The 18265-nt window shown below is 59.6% G+C and carries 11 protein-coding genes; 7 read left to right on the top strand and 4 right to left on the bottom strand.

Annotated elements, in window-relative coordinates:
- The first annotated feature begins 110 nt into the window (after window positions 1-110).
- Window positions 111-1097: a biotin synthase BioB gene (gene bioB, locus EM6_RS10145; RefSeq protein ID WP_126422451.1), complete on the top strand. Its 987-nt coding sequence runs from the start codon at window positions 111-113 to the stop codon at window positions 1095-1097.
- Between the two features lie 159 nt (window positions 1098-1256).
- Complete coding sequence (locus EM6_RS10140) at window positions 1257-2423, top strand: nucleotide sugar dehydrogenase (protein ID WP_126422449.1); 1167 nt, start codon at window positions 1257-1259, stop codon at window positions 2421-2423.
- Here EM6_RS10140 and EM6_RS10135 read toward each other — a convergent pair.
- From EM6_RS10135 to EM6_RS10125, 3 genes are all read right to left on the bottom strand, one after another.
- A complete protein-coding gene (locus tag EM6_RS10135) occupies window positions 2393-3265 on the bottom strand; it encodes a TIGR03915 family putative DNA repair protein (RefSeq protein ID WP_126422447.1) in 873 nt (290 codons plus the stop codon). The genes EM6_RS10140 and EM6_RS10135 overlap by 31 nt on opposite strands.
- On the bottom strand, window positions 3262-4488 hold the full coding sequence (locus tag EM6_RS10130) for a putative DNA modification/repair radical SAM protein (protein ID WP_126422445.1): 1227 nt from the start codon (window positions 4486-4488) through the stop codon (window positions 3262-3264). The genes EM6_RS10135 and EM6_RS10130 overlap by 4 nt, the downstream gene beginning before the upstream one ends.
- Window positions 4489-4782: 294 nt before the next feature.
- Window positions 4783-6894 carry a M3 family metallopeptidase gene (locus EM6_RS10125; protein ID WP_126423005.1) on the bottom strand — a complete coding sequence of 704 codons (2112 nt, stop codon included), beginning with the start codon at window positions 6892-6894 and terminating at the stop codon, window positions 4783-4785.
- Between the two features lie 173 nt (window positions 6895-7067).
- On the opposite strand from EM6_RS10125, the gene EM6_RS10120 reads away from it, so the two are divergent.
- The 4 genes from EM6_RS10120 (at window position 7068) to EM6_RS10105 (ending at window position 12590) form a co-directional block, all read left to right on the top strand.
- Window positions 7068-7925 carry a glutamate racemase gene (locus EM6_RS10120; protein ID WP_126422443.1) on the top strand — a complete coding sequence of 286 codons (858 nt, stop codon included), beginning with the start codon at window positions 7068-7070 and terminating at the stop codon, window positions 7923-7925.
- 81 nt (window positions 7926-8006) lie between these two features.
- The gene (locus EM6_RS10115) at window positions 8007-9335 is read left to right on the top strand and encodes a glycosyltransferase family 2 protein (RefSeq protein ID WP_126422441.1); all 1329 of its coding nucleotides are present in this window, start codon (window positions 8007-8009) and stop codon (window positions 9333-9335) included.
- Between the two features lie 107 nt (window positions 9336-9442).
- The gene (locus EM6_RS10110; protein WP_126422439.1) at window positions 9443-11257 is read left to right on the top strand and encodes a type I secretion system permease/ATPase; all 1815 of its coding nucleotides are present in this window, start codon (window positions 9443-9445) and stop codon (window positions 11255-11257) included.
- A 1-nt stretch (window position 11258) separates the two neighbouring features.
- On the top strand, window positions 11259-12590 hold the full coding sequence (locus tag EM6_RS10105) for an HlyD family type I secretion periplasmic adaptor subunit (protein ID WP_145987684.1): 1332 nt from the start codon (window positions 11259-11261) through the stop codon (window positions 12588-12590).
- A gap of 21 nt (window positions 12591-12611) precedes the next feature.
- On the opposite strand, the gene EM6_RS10100 is transcribed toward EM6_RS10105, so the two are convergent.
- The gene (locus tag EM6_RS10100) at window positions 12612-12989 is read right to left on the bottom strand and encodes a hypothetical protein (RefSeq protein ID WP_126422435.1); all 378 of its coding nucleotides are present in this window, start codon (window positions 12987-12989) and stop codon (window positions 12612-12614) included.
- A 156-nt stretch (window positions 12990-13145) separates the two neighbouring features.
- Between EM6_RS10100 and EM6_RS10095 the strand changes: the two genes are divergently transcribed.
- Window positions 13146-18131: a pre-peptidase C-terminal domain-containing protein gene (locus tag EM6_RS10095; RefSeq protein ID WP_126422433.1), complete on the top strand. Its 4986-nt coding sequence runs from the start codon at window positions 13146-13148 to the stop codon at window positions 18129-18131.
- The last annotated feature ends 134 nt before the right edge of the window (window positions 18132-18265 follow it).

Raw genomic sequence — 18265 nt, 5'->3', positions numbered from 1 at the left:
AACGCGCCGTCTGTGGGCTGTCATGTGCCGGGTTTGACCGGTTTGCCTGATCGCGCTAGACGAGGGTCAACCTGGTGCTGCGGCACAGGGATAAAAGCCCGGAGTTTGTGATGCCCGATACCGCCCCGACCTTTGCCACTGTGCGCCACGACTGGACAAAGACGGAAATCGCCGCCTTGTTCGACCTGCCGTTCATGGAGCTGGTTTATCGCGCGGCCACCGTGCATCGTCAGCATTTTGATCCGTCCGAAGTCCAGTTGTCGCAGCTTCTGTCGATCAAGACGGGCGGCTGCGCCGAAAACTGCGGCTACTGCTCGCAATCGGCGCATCATGACACGGGCCTGAAGGCCTCCAAGCTGATGCCGGTTGATGAGGTGTTGAGCGCCGCCAAAGCCGCCCGTGACGGCGGGGCCCAGCGCTTCTGCATGGGGGCGGCGTGGCGCGACCTGAAAGACCGCGACGTGCCGGCCCTCAGCCAGATGATTGCCGAGGTAAAGGCGCTGGGGCTCGAGACCTGCGCGACGCTGGGCATGATCACCCCGGATCAGGCCAGGGCGCTGAAAGACGCCGGGCTCGATTACTACAACCACAACCTCGACACCTCGCCGGAATATTACGAGAGCGTCGTCACCACCCGCACCTATCAGGAGCGCCTCGACACGCTGGAAGCGGTGCGTGAGGTCGGCATGAAGACCTGCTGCGGCGGCATTGTCGGTATGGGGGAAACCCGCGAAGACCGCGTTTCCTTCCTGCACCAGCTGGCCACCCTGCCCGCCCATCCGGACAGCCTGCCGATCAACAATCTGGTGCCGGTATCGAACACGCCGCTGGGTGAACTGTCCAAAATAAAGGGTGGCGTCACGCCGGTCGAATTTGTGCGTACCGTCGCCGTGGCGCGTATCCTCTGCCCCAAGTCGATGGTGCGTCTGTCGGCCGGTCGCAACGAGATGAGCGAAGAACTTCAGGCCCTGTGTTTTCTGGCCGGGGCCAATTCGATCTTTGTCGGCAATCAGCTTCTGACCACGCCCAATCCGGAGCGCGGTTCCGACGCCTTCCTGCTGCAATCGCTGGGGCTGCGTCCGATGGCCGCGTCATAAATCCGCCGCGTCCAAAGGCGACAGATACCCAAAGGCTTCGCAATGGGATAAAGCGAAGTGGGGTTGGGTCAACACTTAACTCCCTTTCTGTCTGCCTAAAGGCTTTCTGAAAGCAAAAAGGTCACGGCGACCGACCTGATCCGGATATATGAGGCGAAAATGAAAATCGGTATTGCCGGCATGGGCTATGTGGGCCTGTCCAACGCCATGTTGCTGGCCCGTCATAATGAGGTTGTGGCCTTTGACATTGTCCCGGAAAAGGTCGCCCTGCTCAATGCCGGCAAATCGCCCATCGTCGATGCCGATATCGAACGCTATTTGAGCAGCGAGCCGATCAACTTCCGCGCCACGCTGGATGCGCACGACGCCTTCAGCAACGCCGAATTCGTCATCGTCGCGACCCCGACCAATTACGACGTAACGACCAACCGTTTCGATACACGCTCCATTGAAGCCGCCACGGCCAGCATCCTGTCAGTCAATCCAAAAACCACCATCGTCATCAAATCGACCATTCCGGTGGGCTATACGAACCGTCTGCGCGCGATGCACCCCGACGCCCACATTATTTTCTCGCCGGAGTTTCTGCGCGAAGGTCGCGCGCTTTACGACAACCTCTATCCGTCGCGCATCATTGTAGGTGAACAATCGGAAAAGGCCCGCCTGTTTGCCGACCTGCTGAAAAACGGCGCAGAGAAAAAGGACATCGAGGTCCTCTTCACCAACAGCGATGAGGCCGAGGCGATCAAGCTGTTCGCCAATACCTACCTCGCCATGCGCGTCGCCTATTTCAACGAACTCGACTCCTATGCCGAAGCGCTGGGGCTGGATACGCGCCAGATCATCGAAGGCGTTTCGCTCGATCCCCGCATCGGCAAAGGCTATAACAACCCGTCCTTTGGCTATGGCGGCTACTGCCTGCCCAAGGACACCAAGCAATTGCTGGCTAACTATTCGGAAGTGCCGCAGAACCTGATCAAGGCGATCGTCGAGGCCAATACCACGCGCAAGGACTTCATTGCTGAGAGCATCCTGCGCAGAAAGCCGAAGGTCGTAGGCGTTTACCGTCTGACCATGAAGACCAATTCGGACAATTTCCGCGACTCTTCGGTGCAAGGCATTATGAAGCGCATCAAGGCCAAGGGCGTCGAGGTGGTGATCTATGAACCCGCGCTTGAGGCCGAAGAGTTCTTCAATTCAAAGGTCATCCGTGATCTGGCGACCTTCAAGTCCCTGTCGGACGTCATCATCGCCAACCGTCTGGCCGATGAACTGAGAGACGTTGCCGATAAGATCTATACGCGCGACCTGTTCGGCGCGGACTGATCCGCCCTTTGTTGCAGCCGTTCATGAAATCTGGGCGCGGTGTCTGAGGCACCGCGCTCTTTCATTTCACGCACGCGCTGTTCGGCGCTGCGGATCAGATCGGGGATCAGCTCGGCCTCCGGCAGGTTCTTCCAGTATTTCTTGGGCATTTCCGACTGCATGGCCCGCACCTTCAGGCGCGCAGGATTGAAGATATTGGCGAAATAGGTGCGCCACAGGTCATCCGTCTCGTCGCGAATGTCAGGCTTTTCGACCGGATCATCACTAACGCGCAACGCCTCGCCATCCCAGGCGGTGGAGCCCTTAGGTGTGGCGATCAGCCAGTCCATGTCATTGAAGCGCCGCTGAAAGAAGCCGGCCGTGCGCGCGACGATAAAATGCTCCGGTTCAAACCACGCCACAAAGGCGCGGCGCGGTCCCGGCGTCGGGATTTCACGGAAGCGGACAAAGGCCTTCATCTTATGCGTATCGCGCCCCACCGATTTGGCAAAGGCCTGGGCCAGCGCCACCTCCGGATCGGTCACCACGCTCAGCAGAGACCTATCCGTCTGAAGCCGCCACAGCAGGCGATAACAGAGATCAAAGCGCCGCGAATCGCTGTGACACAGCACGGCTTTGGACAATTCGACAAAGGCAGAAGGGACGGTGAAGGCCCTCCCTACGCAGGTTTCGGTCGTCTCCCCCCTGAAATCAGCAGGAAGGTCTGTATCAAACAGGCCCGCTTGCGCGCCGGTCGCGCCCCATTCCACCTCTCTGGGCGACAGGCCCTGACGGAGGGCCTCGCGCGCCGCATCGCGCCATTCGCCATAGTCGCCGCGCCCACGCAGCCTAAACCGCTTCATAGCAGCACCAGTTGCTGCGGTTCAGGCGCAAACAGGGTGCGCAGATCGGCGCGGTCAATCAGACGCACCGGCGTCCAGTCAGCGGTGACGACAAACGGCTTGACCTTGCGTAGCGACACCTTGAGCCGCTGCAAATCCTCCAGCTTCAGCCGCCGGAAGCGCCGCACGCTGAGGATGGACTGCACCGCCTTCACACCAAAGCCCGGCACGCGCAGCAGCATCTCCTTATCCGCGCGGTTGACATCGACGGGGAAGCGCGCGCGGTTTTCCAGCGCCCAGGCGAGTTTAGGGTCAAGTTCCAGATCGAGCATCCCGTCGGGCCGCCCCGCCGTGATCTCACCTATATCGAACCCATAGAAGCGATAGAGCCAGTCGGCCTGATAGAGGCGATGTTCGCGCACCAATGGCGGCTTGATCAGTGGGAGCACTTTTGAGGCATCGGGTATCGGCGAAAAGGCCGAATAATAGACGCGCCGCAGCCGAAAACGGCTGTAGAGCCCGGCGCTGGAGCCCAGAATGGTGGCGTCCGTCGTCTGATCGGCACCAATGATCATTTGGGTCGATTGCCCCGCCGGCACGAAGCGCTTGCGGCGCTTTTTGTAGGTGGGCTCGGACGCCGCGTCGATCTTCTGTTTCAGTTCACCCATCGAGCGGCGGATATTGGCGGGGTGCTTTTGCGGAGCGAAGGCCTCGACACCGGCATCGGTCGGCAGCTCGATATTGATCGATAGACGGTCGGCATAGAGCCCCGCCTCCTCGATCAGGGCGGCAGAGGCTTCAGGGATGGTTTTGAGATGGATATAGCCGCGAAAATCGTGCTTCAGCCGCAGATCGCGGGCGATGCGTACCATCTGCTCCATGGTGTAATCGGAATTGCGGATAATGCCTGAGGAGAGAAACAGGCCTTCGATATAGTTGCGGCGATAGAATTCCAGCGTCAGCCACACCACCTCGTCCGGCGAAAAGCGCGCCCTCTCGACATTGGAGGAAGAGCGGTTGATGCAGTAGGCGCAATCGAAGATACAGAAGTTGGTCATCAGTATCTTCAGCAGCGAAATGCAACGCCCGTCCGGCGCGTAGGCGTGGCAGATACCCGACCCTTCGGTGGACCCCAGCCCGCCCGAGGACGAATCGCGCTTCGACGTCCCGGACGAGGCGCAGGAGGCATCGTACTTAGCGGCATCAGACAGGATGGCGAGGCGTTCCTTGAGCGTCTTCTTCATAATTGTTCATGATATGTTCCAAAGACGTTGCCGTCAATATGGCAGACCTACCGAAAGACCGGCCACCAGAGCGGCACAAAATCCAAAGGCCATGATCATAACCGTCGCCGTCGATTTGAGTTCGCGCATCTGAGCCTCCCATGTGTGGAGACAGTGTTGCGCCTCAGCCGACAGGCCGAAATACGGACATCGTCAGTTGTTTATAATGGCGGCGCAAGCGCGACCTGCGCCCGAACACAAAGGCCGGAACCCCATCAGAGGTTCCGGCCTTTAACGACACTTTCGCTACCTTGATCAGGCGAAGCCGCGTGCCCGCATCAGCGCCTTCGGGTCGGCGTCGCGGCCACGGAACTGACGATAGGCCTCCGCCGGGTCGATGGTGTTGCCGACGCTGAGGGTGTATTTGAGCATCCGCCCGGCCACGGTCTGATCGTAGAAGCCCTTGGGCGCTTCGGCGAAGGCTTCGGAGCAGTCCGCCGCCACCACATCGGCCCACAGGTAGCTGTAGTAACCTGCCGAATAGCCGTCGGACGAGAAGACGTGCGCGAACTGCGGCGTGCGGTGGCGCATGACGATCTCTTTCGGCATACCGAGCTTGTTCAGTTCCTCGCGCTCAAATGCGTCCGGGTCGATATCGGCGTCACCGGCGAGGTGCAACTTCATATCGATCAGGGCCGAAGACAGATATTCGACCGTGCCAAAGCCCTGATTGAAGGTATCGGCCTTTTTGATCTTCTCCAGCAGGGCTGCCGGCATGGGCTCACCTGTCTTGTAGTGCAGGGCAAAGCGCGACAGCACCTCGGGGGTCGAGAGCCAGCGTTCATTGACCTGCGACGGGAACTCCACATAGTCGCGCGCCACCGAAGTGCCCGACAGCGAGGCATAGGTAACGTTTGACGACAGGCCGTGAATGGCATGGCCAAACTCATGGAACAGGGTCGTGGCGTCATCCCAGGAGATCAGGATGGGCTCACCCGGTGCGGCTTCGATAAAGTTGGAATTGTTCGACACAATCGGAAGGATCGCCTTACCATCCTCTTTCGACTGGCTGCGATAGGCGTTCATCCACGCGCCCGAGCGCTTGCCCTTGCGTGCGTAGGGATCAAAGTAGAACAGGCCCGACACCTTGCCGTCGCGCAGCACTTCGTAGGTCGTCACATCCTCATGGAAGACGGGCAGACCGGCCACCTTTTTGAAGGTAAACCCGTAGGACTGACTGGCGGCCCAGAACATACCTTCGACCAGCTTATCCAGTTGCAGGTAGGGCTTGATTTCGTTCTCATCGAGGTCGTAGCGCGCCTTGCGCACCTTCTCCGCATAGAAGCGGTAGTCCCACGGCTCGATGGTAATACCGGCTTTCTCCGCATCGGCGACCTTCTGCATATCGGCCACCTCTTCGTGCACGCGCTTGACCGCCGCCGGCCATACCGACTCCATCAATTGCATGGCGTTTTCGGGCGTCTTGGCCATGGCGTTTTCAACGCGCCAGTGGGCGTGCGTCTTATACCCCCGCAGCTTGGCGCGCTCGACGCGCAGCTTGAGGATCTTCTTGATCAGGGCGTTGTTGTCCCACTGATCGCCATTGTCGCCGCGATTGACGAACAGACGCCACACCTTTTCGCGCGTCGCGCGGTTGGTGCAGAAGGTGGTGACCGGTTCCATCGCCGAACGGGTGTTCGGGATGGCATAGAGGCCATCCTTACCCGCCGCCTTGGCCGACGCGGCCGCCGAAGCCATAAAGCCGTCAGGGACGCCCGGCAGCTCATCCTTGCTGAGATAGAGCACCTGTTCTTCGTCGTGCAGCAGGTTGTCGGAAAACTGGTTGAACAGCACCGACAGTTCCTTGTTGATTTCGGCGACGCGCGCCTTGGCCTGCGGCGTCAGGGCGGCGCCTGAGCGCACAAAGCCGTTATAGGTGACCCACAGAAGGCGGTCCTGCTCCGGCGTCAGCTTGAAGGTGGCGCGGCGGTCATAAACGCTCTTGATCTTCTGAAACAGCGCTTCGTTCTGATTGATCTCATCGCCAAAGGCCGCCAGCTTGGGCGACAGGCGCTTGGCAATGGCCTGAAGCTCCGGGGTGGACAGGCCCCCGCTCCACACACCATAGAGCGTGGACACGCGCTCCATCTCCTGTCCCGACCGCTCAAGCGCGACGACCGTATTTTCAAAGGTGGGCGCGGCCTTGTTTTGCGTAATCGCCGCAATTTCCTGACGCTGCGCGGTCATGGCCGCGTCAAACGCCGCTTCGAAATCTGCGATCTTGACCTTATCGAAGGGAGGGATGCCGCCATAGGGGCCGGTCCATTCCACCGTCAGCGCCGACGCGCCCGTAGCCGCCAGAGCGACGCCCGGCATCAGCCCGGCCGAAGTCATTAACCCGATCACCATGCGACGATCCATTTCCATCTGCTGCTCCTGAATACGATTATGGACTCCGGCATAAACGCCCAGCGCCGCCAAATCCGTTCCATTCGCAATCATCTAAGCATGTACCCTTGCTGGCGACAAGGGCGCGGGTCTATAGACGAGAGGACACTCATTTTCGGCGTTGCCGAGTGGTTGCGTAAGGGAAAACAAACATGGCTATTGGGGTTTTCGATTCAGGCGTCGGCGGGTTGAGCATTCACCGGGCGCTGGTGGACCGGATGCCGCGGGCCGATTTCATCTATCTCGGCGATCAGAGGCACGCCCCCTATGGCGAACGCTCCGGTGAAGAGATCGTTGAACTGACGCGTCAGGGCTGCGAAACCCTGTTCGAGGCCGGGGCCTCTCTGGTCGTTCTGGCCTGCAATACCGCATCGGCCGTGGCGCTGCGCCGCCTGCAATCGAGCTGGTTAGCCGGTTATCGCCAGACCGCGGGCAGAGCCGTCAATGTGCTGGGGATCATCGTTCCGACCATCGAAGCAGCCACCGGCCTGCCGTGGGAGCACGAGGCCGAACGCCGCGGCCCCAAGGTCGAGAATGTCGATGTGCTGGGCATCTTCTGCACCACGGCAACGGCACGCTCGCGCGTCTATGAGATTGAGATCGACAAACGCCGTCAGGACCTGGCGGTGTTCAGCGAACCCTGTATCGGGCTGGCCGGCATGATCGAGGCCGGCGAAAGCGAAGACAAGTTGAAGGCCGTGGTCGAAAGCCGTGTGCAGGCGCTCAAAACTCGCATCGGACGCTATCCCGACCGCGCCATACTGGGCTGCACGCATTATGAGATCATCGGGGACCTGTTTAAGGCCGCCCTGCCCGAAGGCACGCCGCTGATCCATCAGCCGTCTTCGGTCGCCGATGCGCTCGAACGCTATGTGGCCCGCCACCCGGACTATCAGATCGGCACGTCCGGCCTGCGCCGCTTCCTGACGACGGGCGAGCCCGGCCCGCAATCGCGCATCGTCGAAGCCTTCTGGGGCGCGCCCGTGACGTTCGAGAGCCTGTCCGCCTGAAGCGCAGATGCAACTTCCTTCCCGATTGCAATTCAGGGCTTTTACCTCGACTTGGATCAGGGGCCACGCTATTTAAACCGCATGTATATCCACACCGCACCGGACCTGACTCTGGATTTTCAAAGCGCCGTTTTCGGGGCCGAAGGCGATCTGAGCGTCCCTTCACCAGGGCGCAACCTGTTTTGGCTCAGTGGCCTTTACAGCGTGCAGGCTTCCAAAGGTCTTGAGCTGGAGTTTACGGATATCGACACCTTGCGCCGGGTGGTCATCTATCCGGGCGGTGACAGTGGTACCTTTCTGTTTTTGCCACGCGGCGAATACAAGCTTTACTACCGGCTGATCGGGTCACTGACACCCGATGAGGTCACCCTATCCATGCAGCGGATGGGCGTCTTCAAAAGGTTGGGGCTCTATGCCGCCAAGGGCCTGCGGCTTGCGGGGCGCCCCGGACGATGGCTGACCGTGGCCCGCCACCTGTTAACCCACCGGATGGGCAGCGCCATCGGTATCAGTCTTGCCCGTAGCGCAGAGACACCGCCGCTGTCTCTGAGCCCGCGTCTGGCCGAACAGTCGCTCAGACCAAAGCGCCGTCCAGAGGTCTCGATTATCATCCCGACCAAAACGCGCCATGACCTGCTGAGGGCCTGTCTGGACTCGCTGCGCCTGATCGACGGCGTTACCTTCGAAGTCATTATCATCGACAATGGCGCAACCGATCCGGCCATGCTTGCCCTGTTGCAGGATGCCGCGATGAAGCCGCATATCCGCGTCATTCGCCAGGATATTCCGTTCAATTTTTCCACCCTGTGCAATCGGGGGGCCGCTGCCGCGCGCTACCCGCTGCTCGTCTTCCTTAATGACGATGTGGAAGCGCTGGATGGCAGCTGGCTTTACGCCATGGCGGGATTTGCCGAGCGCGAAGATGTCGGTGTCGTCGGTGCGCGCCTGCTTTATGAATCGAGGGACCTGCAACACGCCGGGGTGGCGACACATTTGATACCCGGCCCCGGTCATCCCTGGCGCGGTGTGCCGGAAAGTCTGTGGCGCACGCATCCCTATCTGTCCGTTGCCGGTGAGGTCGATGCGGTGACAGGGGCCTGCCTGATGATCCGCCGAGATCTCTTTGATCAGGTCGGCGGCTTTGACGAAGCGCGTTTTCCGGTCAGTCTCAATGATATCGATCTGTGCCTCAAGGTGCGCCGGGTCGGGCTCAAGGCGATCTATGCGCCGGAGGCAACTCTGCTGCACAAGGAAGGTCAGTCACGCCGGGCGGACCACCGGCCGGAAGAGTATGAGCGCCGCGATGCAGAACTGAGAGCCTTCGTAGAGCTTTATCCGGACTTTGCGCGACAATCCATATTTTACCCGCCCGATCTGCGCCGCGACAACGACAGGGCGAGCCCGGTTTAAAGACTATCATTCACTTCGTCATCGCATATGTTTGGCATTTGCATTATGCCTTAAGCGTCCGTATGTGGGTAAAAGGTCAGGGTTGAGAGGACCGGGGGTTCAAAGGCGTGTTACGGTGGCTAAATCAGCAGTGGCATCGGGCAACGCGCTTGTTCGACGGCAAGGACGAAGGTGCGGGGCACAATTACAGCCTGATCCGTGACGCCTTGGAAGTGGCGCGTCCGGCTTTCATCGCCGCCGGAGTGTTCAGCCTGTTCATCACCCTGCTTATGCTGACTGGCTCGCTCTACATGCTGGAGGTCTATGACCGCGTCATCCCCAGCCACAGTGTACCCACGCTTCTGGCCGTTACCTTCATCGTTCTGATCCTCTACGGCTTTCAGTCTTTGCTCGAAGGTATCCGCTCGCGCCTGTTCGCCCGTATTGGCCGGCAGTTTGACGATGGCCTGAAGGAGGCTGTGTTCCTGATCCATGCCCGTTCAGGGCTGCCTGCGGTGGCGCGCAGCGGTGAAATCCCGGCCTATCGCGATCTCGATCAGTTGCGCAGCTTTCTCGCCAGCCCGGCCGTATCGGTGCTGTTCGACCTGCCCGTTGCGCCCATCTTCCTGATCCTGATGTTCCTGTTGCACCCGCTGATCGGGTTGCTGGGCGTTCTCGGCATCATACTGCTGGCTGGTATTACCTGGCTGACCGAGCGGGCAACCAAACCCCTGCAAAAAAACGCCGCCGAGCGGATGCAGGAATCAAGTCAGCAGATAGAGGCGGCACGTCAGGCCGCCGAGACACTGTTTCCGCTCGGCATGGCCGACCCCCTGAAGGCACGATGGAGCCAGAAACACCACGCGGCGGGTGACGCCGTGATCCTGTCTGCGGACAGCGCGACCCACTATGGCGGTATGTCGCGTTTTGTCCGCATGTCTCTACAATCCCTGACCCTCGGCCTTGGGGCGTGGCTGGTCATCCACGGTGACGCTTCGGGGGGCGTCATGATCGCTTCATCCATCCTGCTGGGTCGGGCTCTGGCTCCAGTTGAACTGGCGATTGGTCACTGGCGTGCCTTCGTCAATGCGCGGCAGGCCTATGGCCGTCTATCGGAAAAACTGTCCACCATACCCCTGACACCCACCACCGAACTGCCGCCCCCGTCGCGTGAATTGCGGGTCGAAAACCTGTATGTCGCCGCCCCCGGCGCGGATCGTCGGCTGATACTGAACGGCATCAAATTCGAACTGTCGGCGGGGGATGCGCTGGGCATTATTGGCCCCAGCGGATCGGGCAAATCGACACTGGCGCGGGCTTTAATGGGCGTGTGGCCCATCGCGCAGGGCACGGTGCGACTGGATGGTGCTGAACTCAAACAGTGGCATGAGGCCACGGTCGGGCGCTTCTTCGGCTACCTGCCGCAGGAGGTGGACCTGTTTGCGGGTACCTTTGCGGAAAACATCAGTCGTTTTCAGCCCGACGCCACTTCGGAAAAAATACTGAAGGCCGCGCAGATGGCCGATATCGAGACCTTCATCAAAGGCTTCGAACAGGGGTTCGACACAGATTTGGGCCCGCGTGGCTCGCGTCTGTCGATCGGTCAGCGTCAGCGTGTCGGTCTCGCCCGTGCGCTTTACGGCGACCCGTTTCTGATCCTGCTCGATGAACCCAATTCGGCACTGGATGCCGAAGGCGAAAAAGCCCTGCTCACGGCGGTTGCCAATGCCCGCCGCCGCGGCGCGATCGTGATCATGATCGCACACCGCCCCAAGATGCTTCAGGTGGTCAACAAGGTTGTGGTACTGGCCAACGGCCAACAGAAGGCCTTTGGACCCCGCGAAGAGATATTGCGTCAGGTCATGCCCGAAAGCGCGCCAGCCCGGCCACAACCCGCCGGTGCCAAGCCTCTCAGCGTCGTGAAGGGAGCCCAGGGTGAGTGATATGCCGAGCCCCTCGATACATCAGGGTGATAAGCCCCTGCCCCCGCACGCCTCCGGCTATTTCAGCTTGAAAAGACAGGTCCGTCTCGGATACGCCCTTGTCACCATTCTCTTTTTGACCGTTTTCGTCTGGGGCTCTGTGGCCCAGATTTCCGGTGCCGTACTGGCGCCGGGCCGCATATCGGTGGAATCGAGTACCAAGCGCATCCAGCACCGCGACGGCGGGATTGTGAGTGAAATCCTTGTGCGCGAGGGCCAGAAGGTGAAGGCCGGACAGGTTTTGCTACGTCTGGACGCGACACAGGCCGGGGCCAGCGACAATGCGGTTCGCAGCCAGTTGTGGCAGCTCATGGCGCGTAAGGCGCGGCTTGAGGCTGAACGAGACAACCGCAGCGATCTGTCCCCGCCGGCCAGTGTACCTGACAATACCGAGTTTGCCGCTATTCTGACGACCGAACGCCGCCTGATGAGGGAGCGTCTGGCCAGCAAGGTACAAAAAGGCGCGCAACTGCGGGAGCAGATTGCTCAGAACGAAAACCAAATCGTTGGGCTGAGGGCGCAGATTGCCTCCCAAACTGAACAGATCCGTCTGGTGCAGCAGCAACTGGTCGGGGTGAGAGAGCTGCACAGCAAAGGCTATGCACCTTTGTCACGGCTCAATGAGTTGCTGATCATGGTCGAGCGTCTGAGTGGCGACCGGGGTCAGGCCGAGGCCTCAATCGCTCGCGTTAATAACCAGAATTCGGAACTGCGCCTGCAACTGATGCAACTCGATTCAACGCATCTCGCCGAGGTGATGACCGACCTGAAGGAGACCGATGCTAAGCTGGCGGAACTGCGTGAGCGGCGGGTCTCCACACAGGACGTTCTCAGCCGCGTTGACATTCGCGCGCCCGTGGACGGGGAAGTGCAGCAGATCGCCATTCATACGATTGGCGGTGTCGTGCGGCCCGCCGAGCCGCTGATGGTGATTGTGCCTGAGGCCGACGACCTGATCGTGGAAGCCCGTGTTCCGCCACAAAGCATCGATCAGGTACAGGTGGGCGGGCGTGCTTTTATCCGCTTCACAGCCTTCAACAGCCATACAACGCCCGAAGCCCGCGGTGCCGTGGATACGGTCTCCGGCGACGTGGAAATCGATGAGAAAACGGGGGCCGGATTTTACCGGGCGCGGCTTCGTTTGAAGGCGACCGATCTGCCAGCCGAGGTGCACGAACGGCTGATTGCCGGGATGCCGGTAGAGGTGATGATCGAAACCAGCCGTCGCAGCGTGCTAAGCTATATCCTTAAGCCCCTCAGCGATCAGTTCAACCGAGCCTTCCGCGAGGAATAGGATCGGGACAGAGAGTGTGGTTCACGACTCCCTGGGGAAGCCAAACTGTTCAGCCAGTTGCCCGCGTGAAAAGTGCTGCGGTTCCGGATCCGCCACGCGCGGCTTAACCAGCTGATAAACCCCGGGGGCAACGAGCTTGTACCAGGGGCGGTCCGTAGCCCCCAACTTTTGGCGAAACGCCAGATACTCATCCAGCGAACAGAAACCTTTGTCGCCCGCATAGGGCAAGCCTTTAACAGGAGCGGTCATGGTAGCCTTTGTGCCGGCATGCGGCGGACATTGAGAGGACGATTCGCGCGACGAGGCGGGGTTCACCCCGTCGCCAACAGCGGCCGCGGCAGTCCCGGCTGTGGTCACACCCATCAGCAGTAGCGCAAATTTTACCGTTGACTTCATCATGTACCGCACCTTGTCTGCCGTAGAATCGGAGGAGCCCTTAAGGTTGTGCATCTTGTCAACCACGATAAACAGGCTTTTTTCCGGCCTGGAATGGGTGTAAATACACCTACGAGATTTATAGCGCCTTCGGGTGGTATTCGCAAAGGGGGGTAAGCCATGCGCACATCCAACAAACAGACGTTCGATCAATTGACGCCCGAGCCCATGGCTTTCAGTGTGTTCGCCCCATCAGGCACCCTGTTACCGACCGGGGGCGTGAACCTGTCTCTGGAGGCGACCTCTGAGTGGGCAAGCCCGCTGCAGATCGATTCAGACCTTACGGTTACCAGCTTTTCTAAAGCGTCATCTGGCGTGCCCGGCGGATCAGAGACCGCCTTTGAGACCTCGACTACCGACAATATTCCGGCGAATGCCACCACCATTGACTATCTGGATCCAGCCAATCCGCTGACGGCCTATGTGCAGACCACTGGCGATGTCGATTGGATCAAGATTACCCTTGCCGCCGGCGTGCCGATCAAGATTCAAATGACCGGCACCGGCACCAATCCGCTGGCTACGCCCAGCTTCAATATCGTGACCGCCAATGGTACGGTATTGACCAGTTCTTCGGCCTTCGGTGCAAACGGTGTTGCCGCTGAGTTCACACCGACCACGGCGGGTGTCTACTATATCGCCGCCTCGGGGGGGACGGGCACAGGTACCTATCAACTGAACTATTTTGACACCGTGGCCAACGAAGCGGCGGTGGCATCGACCGCTGTCCCCATGAACGGTAAGGTCGGCGGCATTCTGGAAGGCAGCGTAGATCAGGACTTTTACAAGGTCGATCTGGTCGCCGGGCAGCGCTATGTCTTTACGGCTCAGGGGGTCGGCGGCGATGCCGCCCTTGGCGACCCCTCCCTGACCCTTTATTCCCAAACCACCAGCCCGACGGGCACGGTTAGCTATAACAGCGTAACCAGTAATGACGATGCGGATCTGACCAACGGTAACATTAATTCGGTCATCGTCTATACGGCCACGACGAGCGGCACCTATTATCTGAGCGTGCGCGGCAGCACGTCATCCTATACCTGGGAACGCTCCGGCAGCTACGTCGTTACGGCGAACGAGAACAAGGATCAGCAAAACCAGTATCTCTCGCCCAACCCCGGCGATATCCCTAACGGCACTCTGGCCGAAGGCGCGTCCGCCACGGGCACGGTGGATTTCATTTCTGACAAGGACTGGTACGCCGTGACGCTGGTCGCGGGTCAGACTTACGACTTTAGCCTGTTTGGTACAGGTGGTGCCGGTGCGCTGGTCGATCCAATGCTGGTTCTCTACAACGGATCGGGCACACGCCTGCTTCAGGACGACGATTCCGGCCCCGGCCGCAACGCCTTCATCTCCTACACGGCAACGACATCCGGCACCTACTATATTTCAGCTCAGGCCTGGTCCGATGAAGACGGCACCTATACCGGCACCTATACGCTAAGCATGGGCAAAGGCTTCACCGCCGGCACCGACACCATCGCCGCCGGCGTCAACACAACAGCCACGCTCGCCGTGGGCGGTACGTTCAAGGGTGAACTGGAAAAAGCAGGTGATGAGGACTGGATCGCTGTCGATCTGGTCGAGGGGCAGGGTTACCGCTTCGACCTCACCGGTTCAACCGATTTGCACGACACCGTCCTCTATGTCTATGACAGCAAAGGCGTTCGCATCGCGCAGGACGACAATGGCAACGGGACCTTCTCGCAGCTGACTTTTGAGCCGGTGACCTCAGGCCGCTATTATGTGTCGGCGGCTTCGGTAAATAATGCCCTGCACGGAAGTTATTCGCTTAGCGTTACGCCCTCTGCCCGTCCCCTTCTTACCGATGCCATCGACTGGGGTAGCAAGCTGAATGTCGCCAATGGCGTCGTGAAGATTTACTTCGCGGCGGCCGGCGAAGTGTTCGGCGGCGAGATGTCGTACGGCTGGACGGATTACGAGATCGCGCAGGCCCTGTCGGCGGCGTCGAGCTATTCGTCCTACATCAATCTGCGCTTCGAGCGCACCACCAACGCCGCCGAAGCCGACTTCAAGCTGGTGACGACCTACTCGAACGACTTCCTGGGCTATTTCAATCCACCCGGCACGGATGATGCCGGGGTGGGTGTCTTTGCCCTGAATGGTGCAGGCTGGAGCCGCGAAAACAGCACCGTCTCCGGGTTAAATCCGGGTGGGATGGGGTATCTGACTCTGGTGCACGAACTGGGTCATGGTCTGGGTCTGGCGCACCCGCACGATAATGGCGGCACCTCGGTTATCATGACCGGCGTCCTCAGCACGACCGACTACCTGGGTTATGGCTGGCAAAACCAGGGGGTCTATACCGTCATGAGCTATAATGACGGCTGGCCCGGTGGCCCCGTGCCCGCTTCGACCACCTATTATTCGGGGTACGCGGCCACGCCTATGGCCATAGACATCGCTGTGCTTCAGGCAAAATACGGTGCCAACGCGACAGCAAATGCCGGAGACACCGTCTATTATTTTGACGCCATGTCCTCTACCACCAGCACGTTCCGCAGCATCTGGGACACCAGCGGCACAGATACCCTGAGCGGCGAACGCTTTTTTGCGTTCACCGCTTTGACGCTGGATCTGCGCGAAGCCAGCATGTTTTATTCCGGGCCCACCAGCGGAGGGGCGATAAGCTACAGCCCCAGCTTTGCCGGCGGCTTGTCGATTGCCGCGGGCACGGTCATTGAAAACGCCCGTGGCCACCTCGGCGCGGATACGATCTACGGCAATGACGTCGCTAACCGTATCGAAGGTTTGGGCGGCGACGACACGCTGTATGGCTTTGGCGGCGACGATCAGTTTATCGTTGATATGAGCCCGATCAACAACGTGCAGACCCGTGTTAGCTCCGTGGTCGATGGCGGGACGGGCAATGACACGCTGGTCCTGAATATTGATCGTAAGGCCTTTGATCAGGTGGATCATGGCAACGGCCATTTTTCATTCAGCGATGCCACACGCACGATCCACGTCTATAATGTCGAGACTTTTACCTTTGCGGATGGGAAGTCCTACACGGCGGCCACGGTCGTCAACCGCGCGCCTTCACTGAGCGGCAGCCTGACGGCGCGAGTCGATGAAGGCCAGACGACGGTGCTGACGACGGCCAGCCTGAACTTCTTCGATCCGGATGACACGACCACGACCTTTGAGTGGATGCGTGCCACCGATGTGGATGAAGGGGGCAACGGCTACAAGGGCCAAGGCTATCTGCTGGTCGATGGCGTCGAAGCGACAACCTTTACGCTCGCACAACTTCAGGCCGGAAAGGTTGTCTTCGTCCACAGCGGCAGTAGTGATGGCGATGTCCATATCACCCTGCGGGCCTATGACGGCCAACGCTATTCGGCTGTGGGCAGCCTGAACTTTGCGGTCAATTATGGCATAGCCGACTATCTGGTTGGCTCAGGCTTGGTTGACTTCATCAACGGCGGTTCCGGTGCCGATGTTATCATCGCACTGGGCGGTGACGATATGATCAATGGGGGTAGCGGCAATGACTACCTCGTAGGTGGCGACGGTAACGACTCGCTTTCCGGCGGTAGTGGTTCCGACTTCTTGGTCGGCGAAGCCGGTAATGATCTGCTGGACGCCAGTGACGGCAATGACCAGATTTATGCCGGTGATGGCGACGATAAGGTCTATGGCGGTCTTGGTGCGGACCGCCTGATCGGCGGCGACGGCAACGATACCCTTTACGGCGGCGCCGGGGATGATTTCATTTTGGGCGATGCAGGCGATGACATCATCTATGGCGAGGATGGTTATTCCTATCTGCACGGCGGCGATGGCAACGATAAGGTGTTCGGCGGCAAAAACGCCGACTTTGTGATCGGGGCCGCTGGCAATGATGAGCTGCGCGGCATGGGCGACAATGACCAGCTCTATGGCGACATTGGCGACGACCAGATGTGGGGCGACGACGGCGACGACCTGTTCTCTGGCGGCGCTGGCATGGACAAGATCTACGGCGGCACTGGCAACGATATCGCCTTCGGTCAGGACGATAATGACACCATCTATGGTGATCAGGGTAATGATACCCTTTACGGTCAGGAAGGTGCCGATTCCATCTATGGCGGGACTGATGATGACGTCCTGAGTGGCGGCAGCGGCAAGGACTATCTGGAAGGCAATGCCGGTAACGATAGCCTGTATGGCGATAGCGACGAAGACACCCTCTACGGTCACGAGGGTAATGACCTTTTGTCCGGGGGCTCCGGCAAGGACAAGCTGTATGGCGGCATTGGCGACGATACCATCTATGGTGACGGCGACGACGACCTGATCTATGGCGAGGATGGCAATGACACCCTGATCGGTGGTCAGGGCAATGACGAGATCTTTGGTGGTATCGGTAACGATACGATCATCGCTCAGGACAGTAACGATATCGTCCACGGTGATGCCGGCAACGACAGCATTTACGGTGGCAACCACGAAGACACGCTCTATGGCGACGACGGCAACGACTTCCTTTACGGAGAGGACGGTCTCGACATCCTCGAAGGGGGTGCGGGCATCGACTATCTCTACGGCGGCAATCAGAATGATGTTCTGCGTGGCGGTGCCGACAACGACGTCCTCTATGGTCAACGTGACAATGACACCCTGTATGGCGACGCCGGCAATGATGCCCTTTATGGCGGCCTGGGTGTTGACACCCTTTACGGCGGCGATGGCAACGACACGCTATATGGCGGCGACCAGTCACCCAGCGCCGACTCCACGGCTGGGGTGCAGGAAGGAGACACCTATTATGGTGGTGCCGGAGCCGATACCTTCATGATCGGGCGGTATCGAGTCAGCATCAAAGACTTCAATGCGGCCGAGGGCGACAAGATTTCACTTAGCTCTATCCTTACCACGGCCCTTCCCAGTACGCTGACGCTTGGGACCAACTTCTTCAGCGGCGCCGGCGCCGCACCGACCAGCGCGGTGGCGACGCTCTATTTTGATAGCACGACCAACCTGCTCTATTACGATTCCGACGGCACGGGGGCCAATGCGGCCCAGGTCATTGCATATCTGGAGAATGTGACCAGCCTGTCCGTCAGCGACTTTGTGCGGGGATCGCATTTTTAAAAGACATATCAAGCGATACAGCAAAAGCCCTCGTGCCCGTTTAGTGGTCACGAGGGCCTTTTTTTAGTCTGAAAAAACGTGGCGCACGGGCGGGAGCCTGTTATATAAATTCTTGTTTAAATTAGGGATGCGCC

Origin of the sequence: Asticcacaulis excentricus, from assembly GCF_003966695.1 — a bacterium.
Classification (GTDB): domain Bacteria; phylum Pseudomonadota; class Alphaproteobacteria; order Caulobacterales; family Caulobacteraceae; genus Asticcacaulis; species Asticcacaulis excentricus_A.
The sequence above is the reverse complement of the archived record's forward strand: the minus strand, read 5'-3'. Positions and strand labels throughout refer to the sequence as shown.

Bases quoted from the DNA above. Each gene is read 5' to 3' on its own strand.
- EM6_RS10140 (WP_126422449.1), top strand. From the start codon at position 1,257: ATGAAAATCGGTATTGCCGGCATGGGCTATGTGGGCCTGTCCAACGCC.
- EM6_RS10120 (WP_126422443.1), top strand. From the start codon at position 7,068: ATGGCTATTGGGGTTTTCGATTCAGGCGTCGGCGGGTTGAGCATTCAC.
- EM6_RS10130 (WP_126422445.1), bottom strand. From the start codon at position 4,488: ATGAAGAAGACGCTCAAGGAACGCCTCGCCATCCTGTCTGATGCCGCT.
- EM6_RS10135 (WP_126422447.1), bottom strand. From the start codon at position 3,265: ATGAAGCGGTTTAGGCTGCGTGGGCGCGGCGACTATGGCGAATGGCGC.
- bioB (WP_126422451.1), top strand. From the start codon at position 111: ATGCCCGATACCGCCCCGACCTTTGCCACTGTGCGCCACGACTGGACA.
- EM6_RS10125 (WP_126423005.1), bottom strand. From the start codon at position 6,894: ATGGAAATGGATCGTCGCATGGTGATCGGGTTAATGACTTCGGCCGGG.
- EM6_RS10100 (WP_126422435.1), bottom strand. From the start codon at position 12,989: ATGATGAAGTCAACGGTAAAATTTGCGCTACTGCTGATGGGTGTGACC.
- EM6_RS10095 (WP_126422433.1), top strand. From the start codon at position 13,146: ATGCGCACATCCAACAAACAGACGTTCGATCAATTGACGCCCGAGCCC.
- EM6_RS10105 (WP_145987684.1), top strand. From the start codon at position 11,259: ATGCCGAGCCCCTCGATACATCAGGGTGATAAGCCCCTGCCCCCGCAC.
- EM6_RS10115 (WP_126422441.1), top strand. From the start codon at position 8,007: ATGTATATCCACACCGCACCGGACCTGACTCTGGATTTTCAAAGCGCC.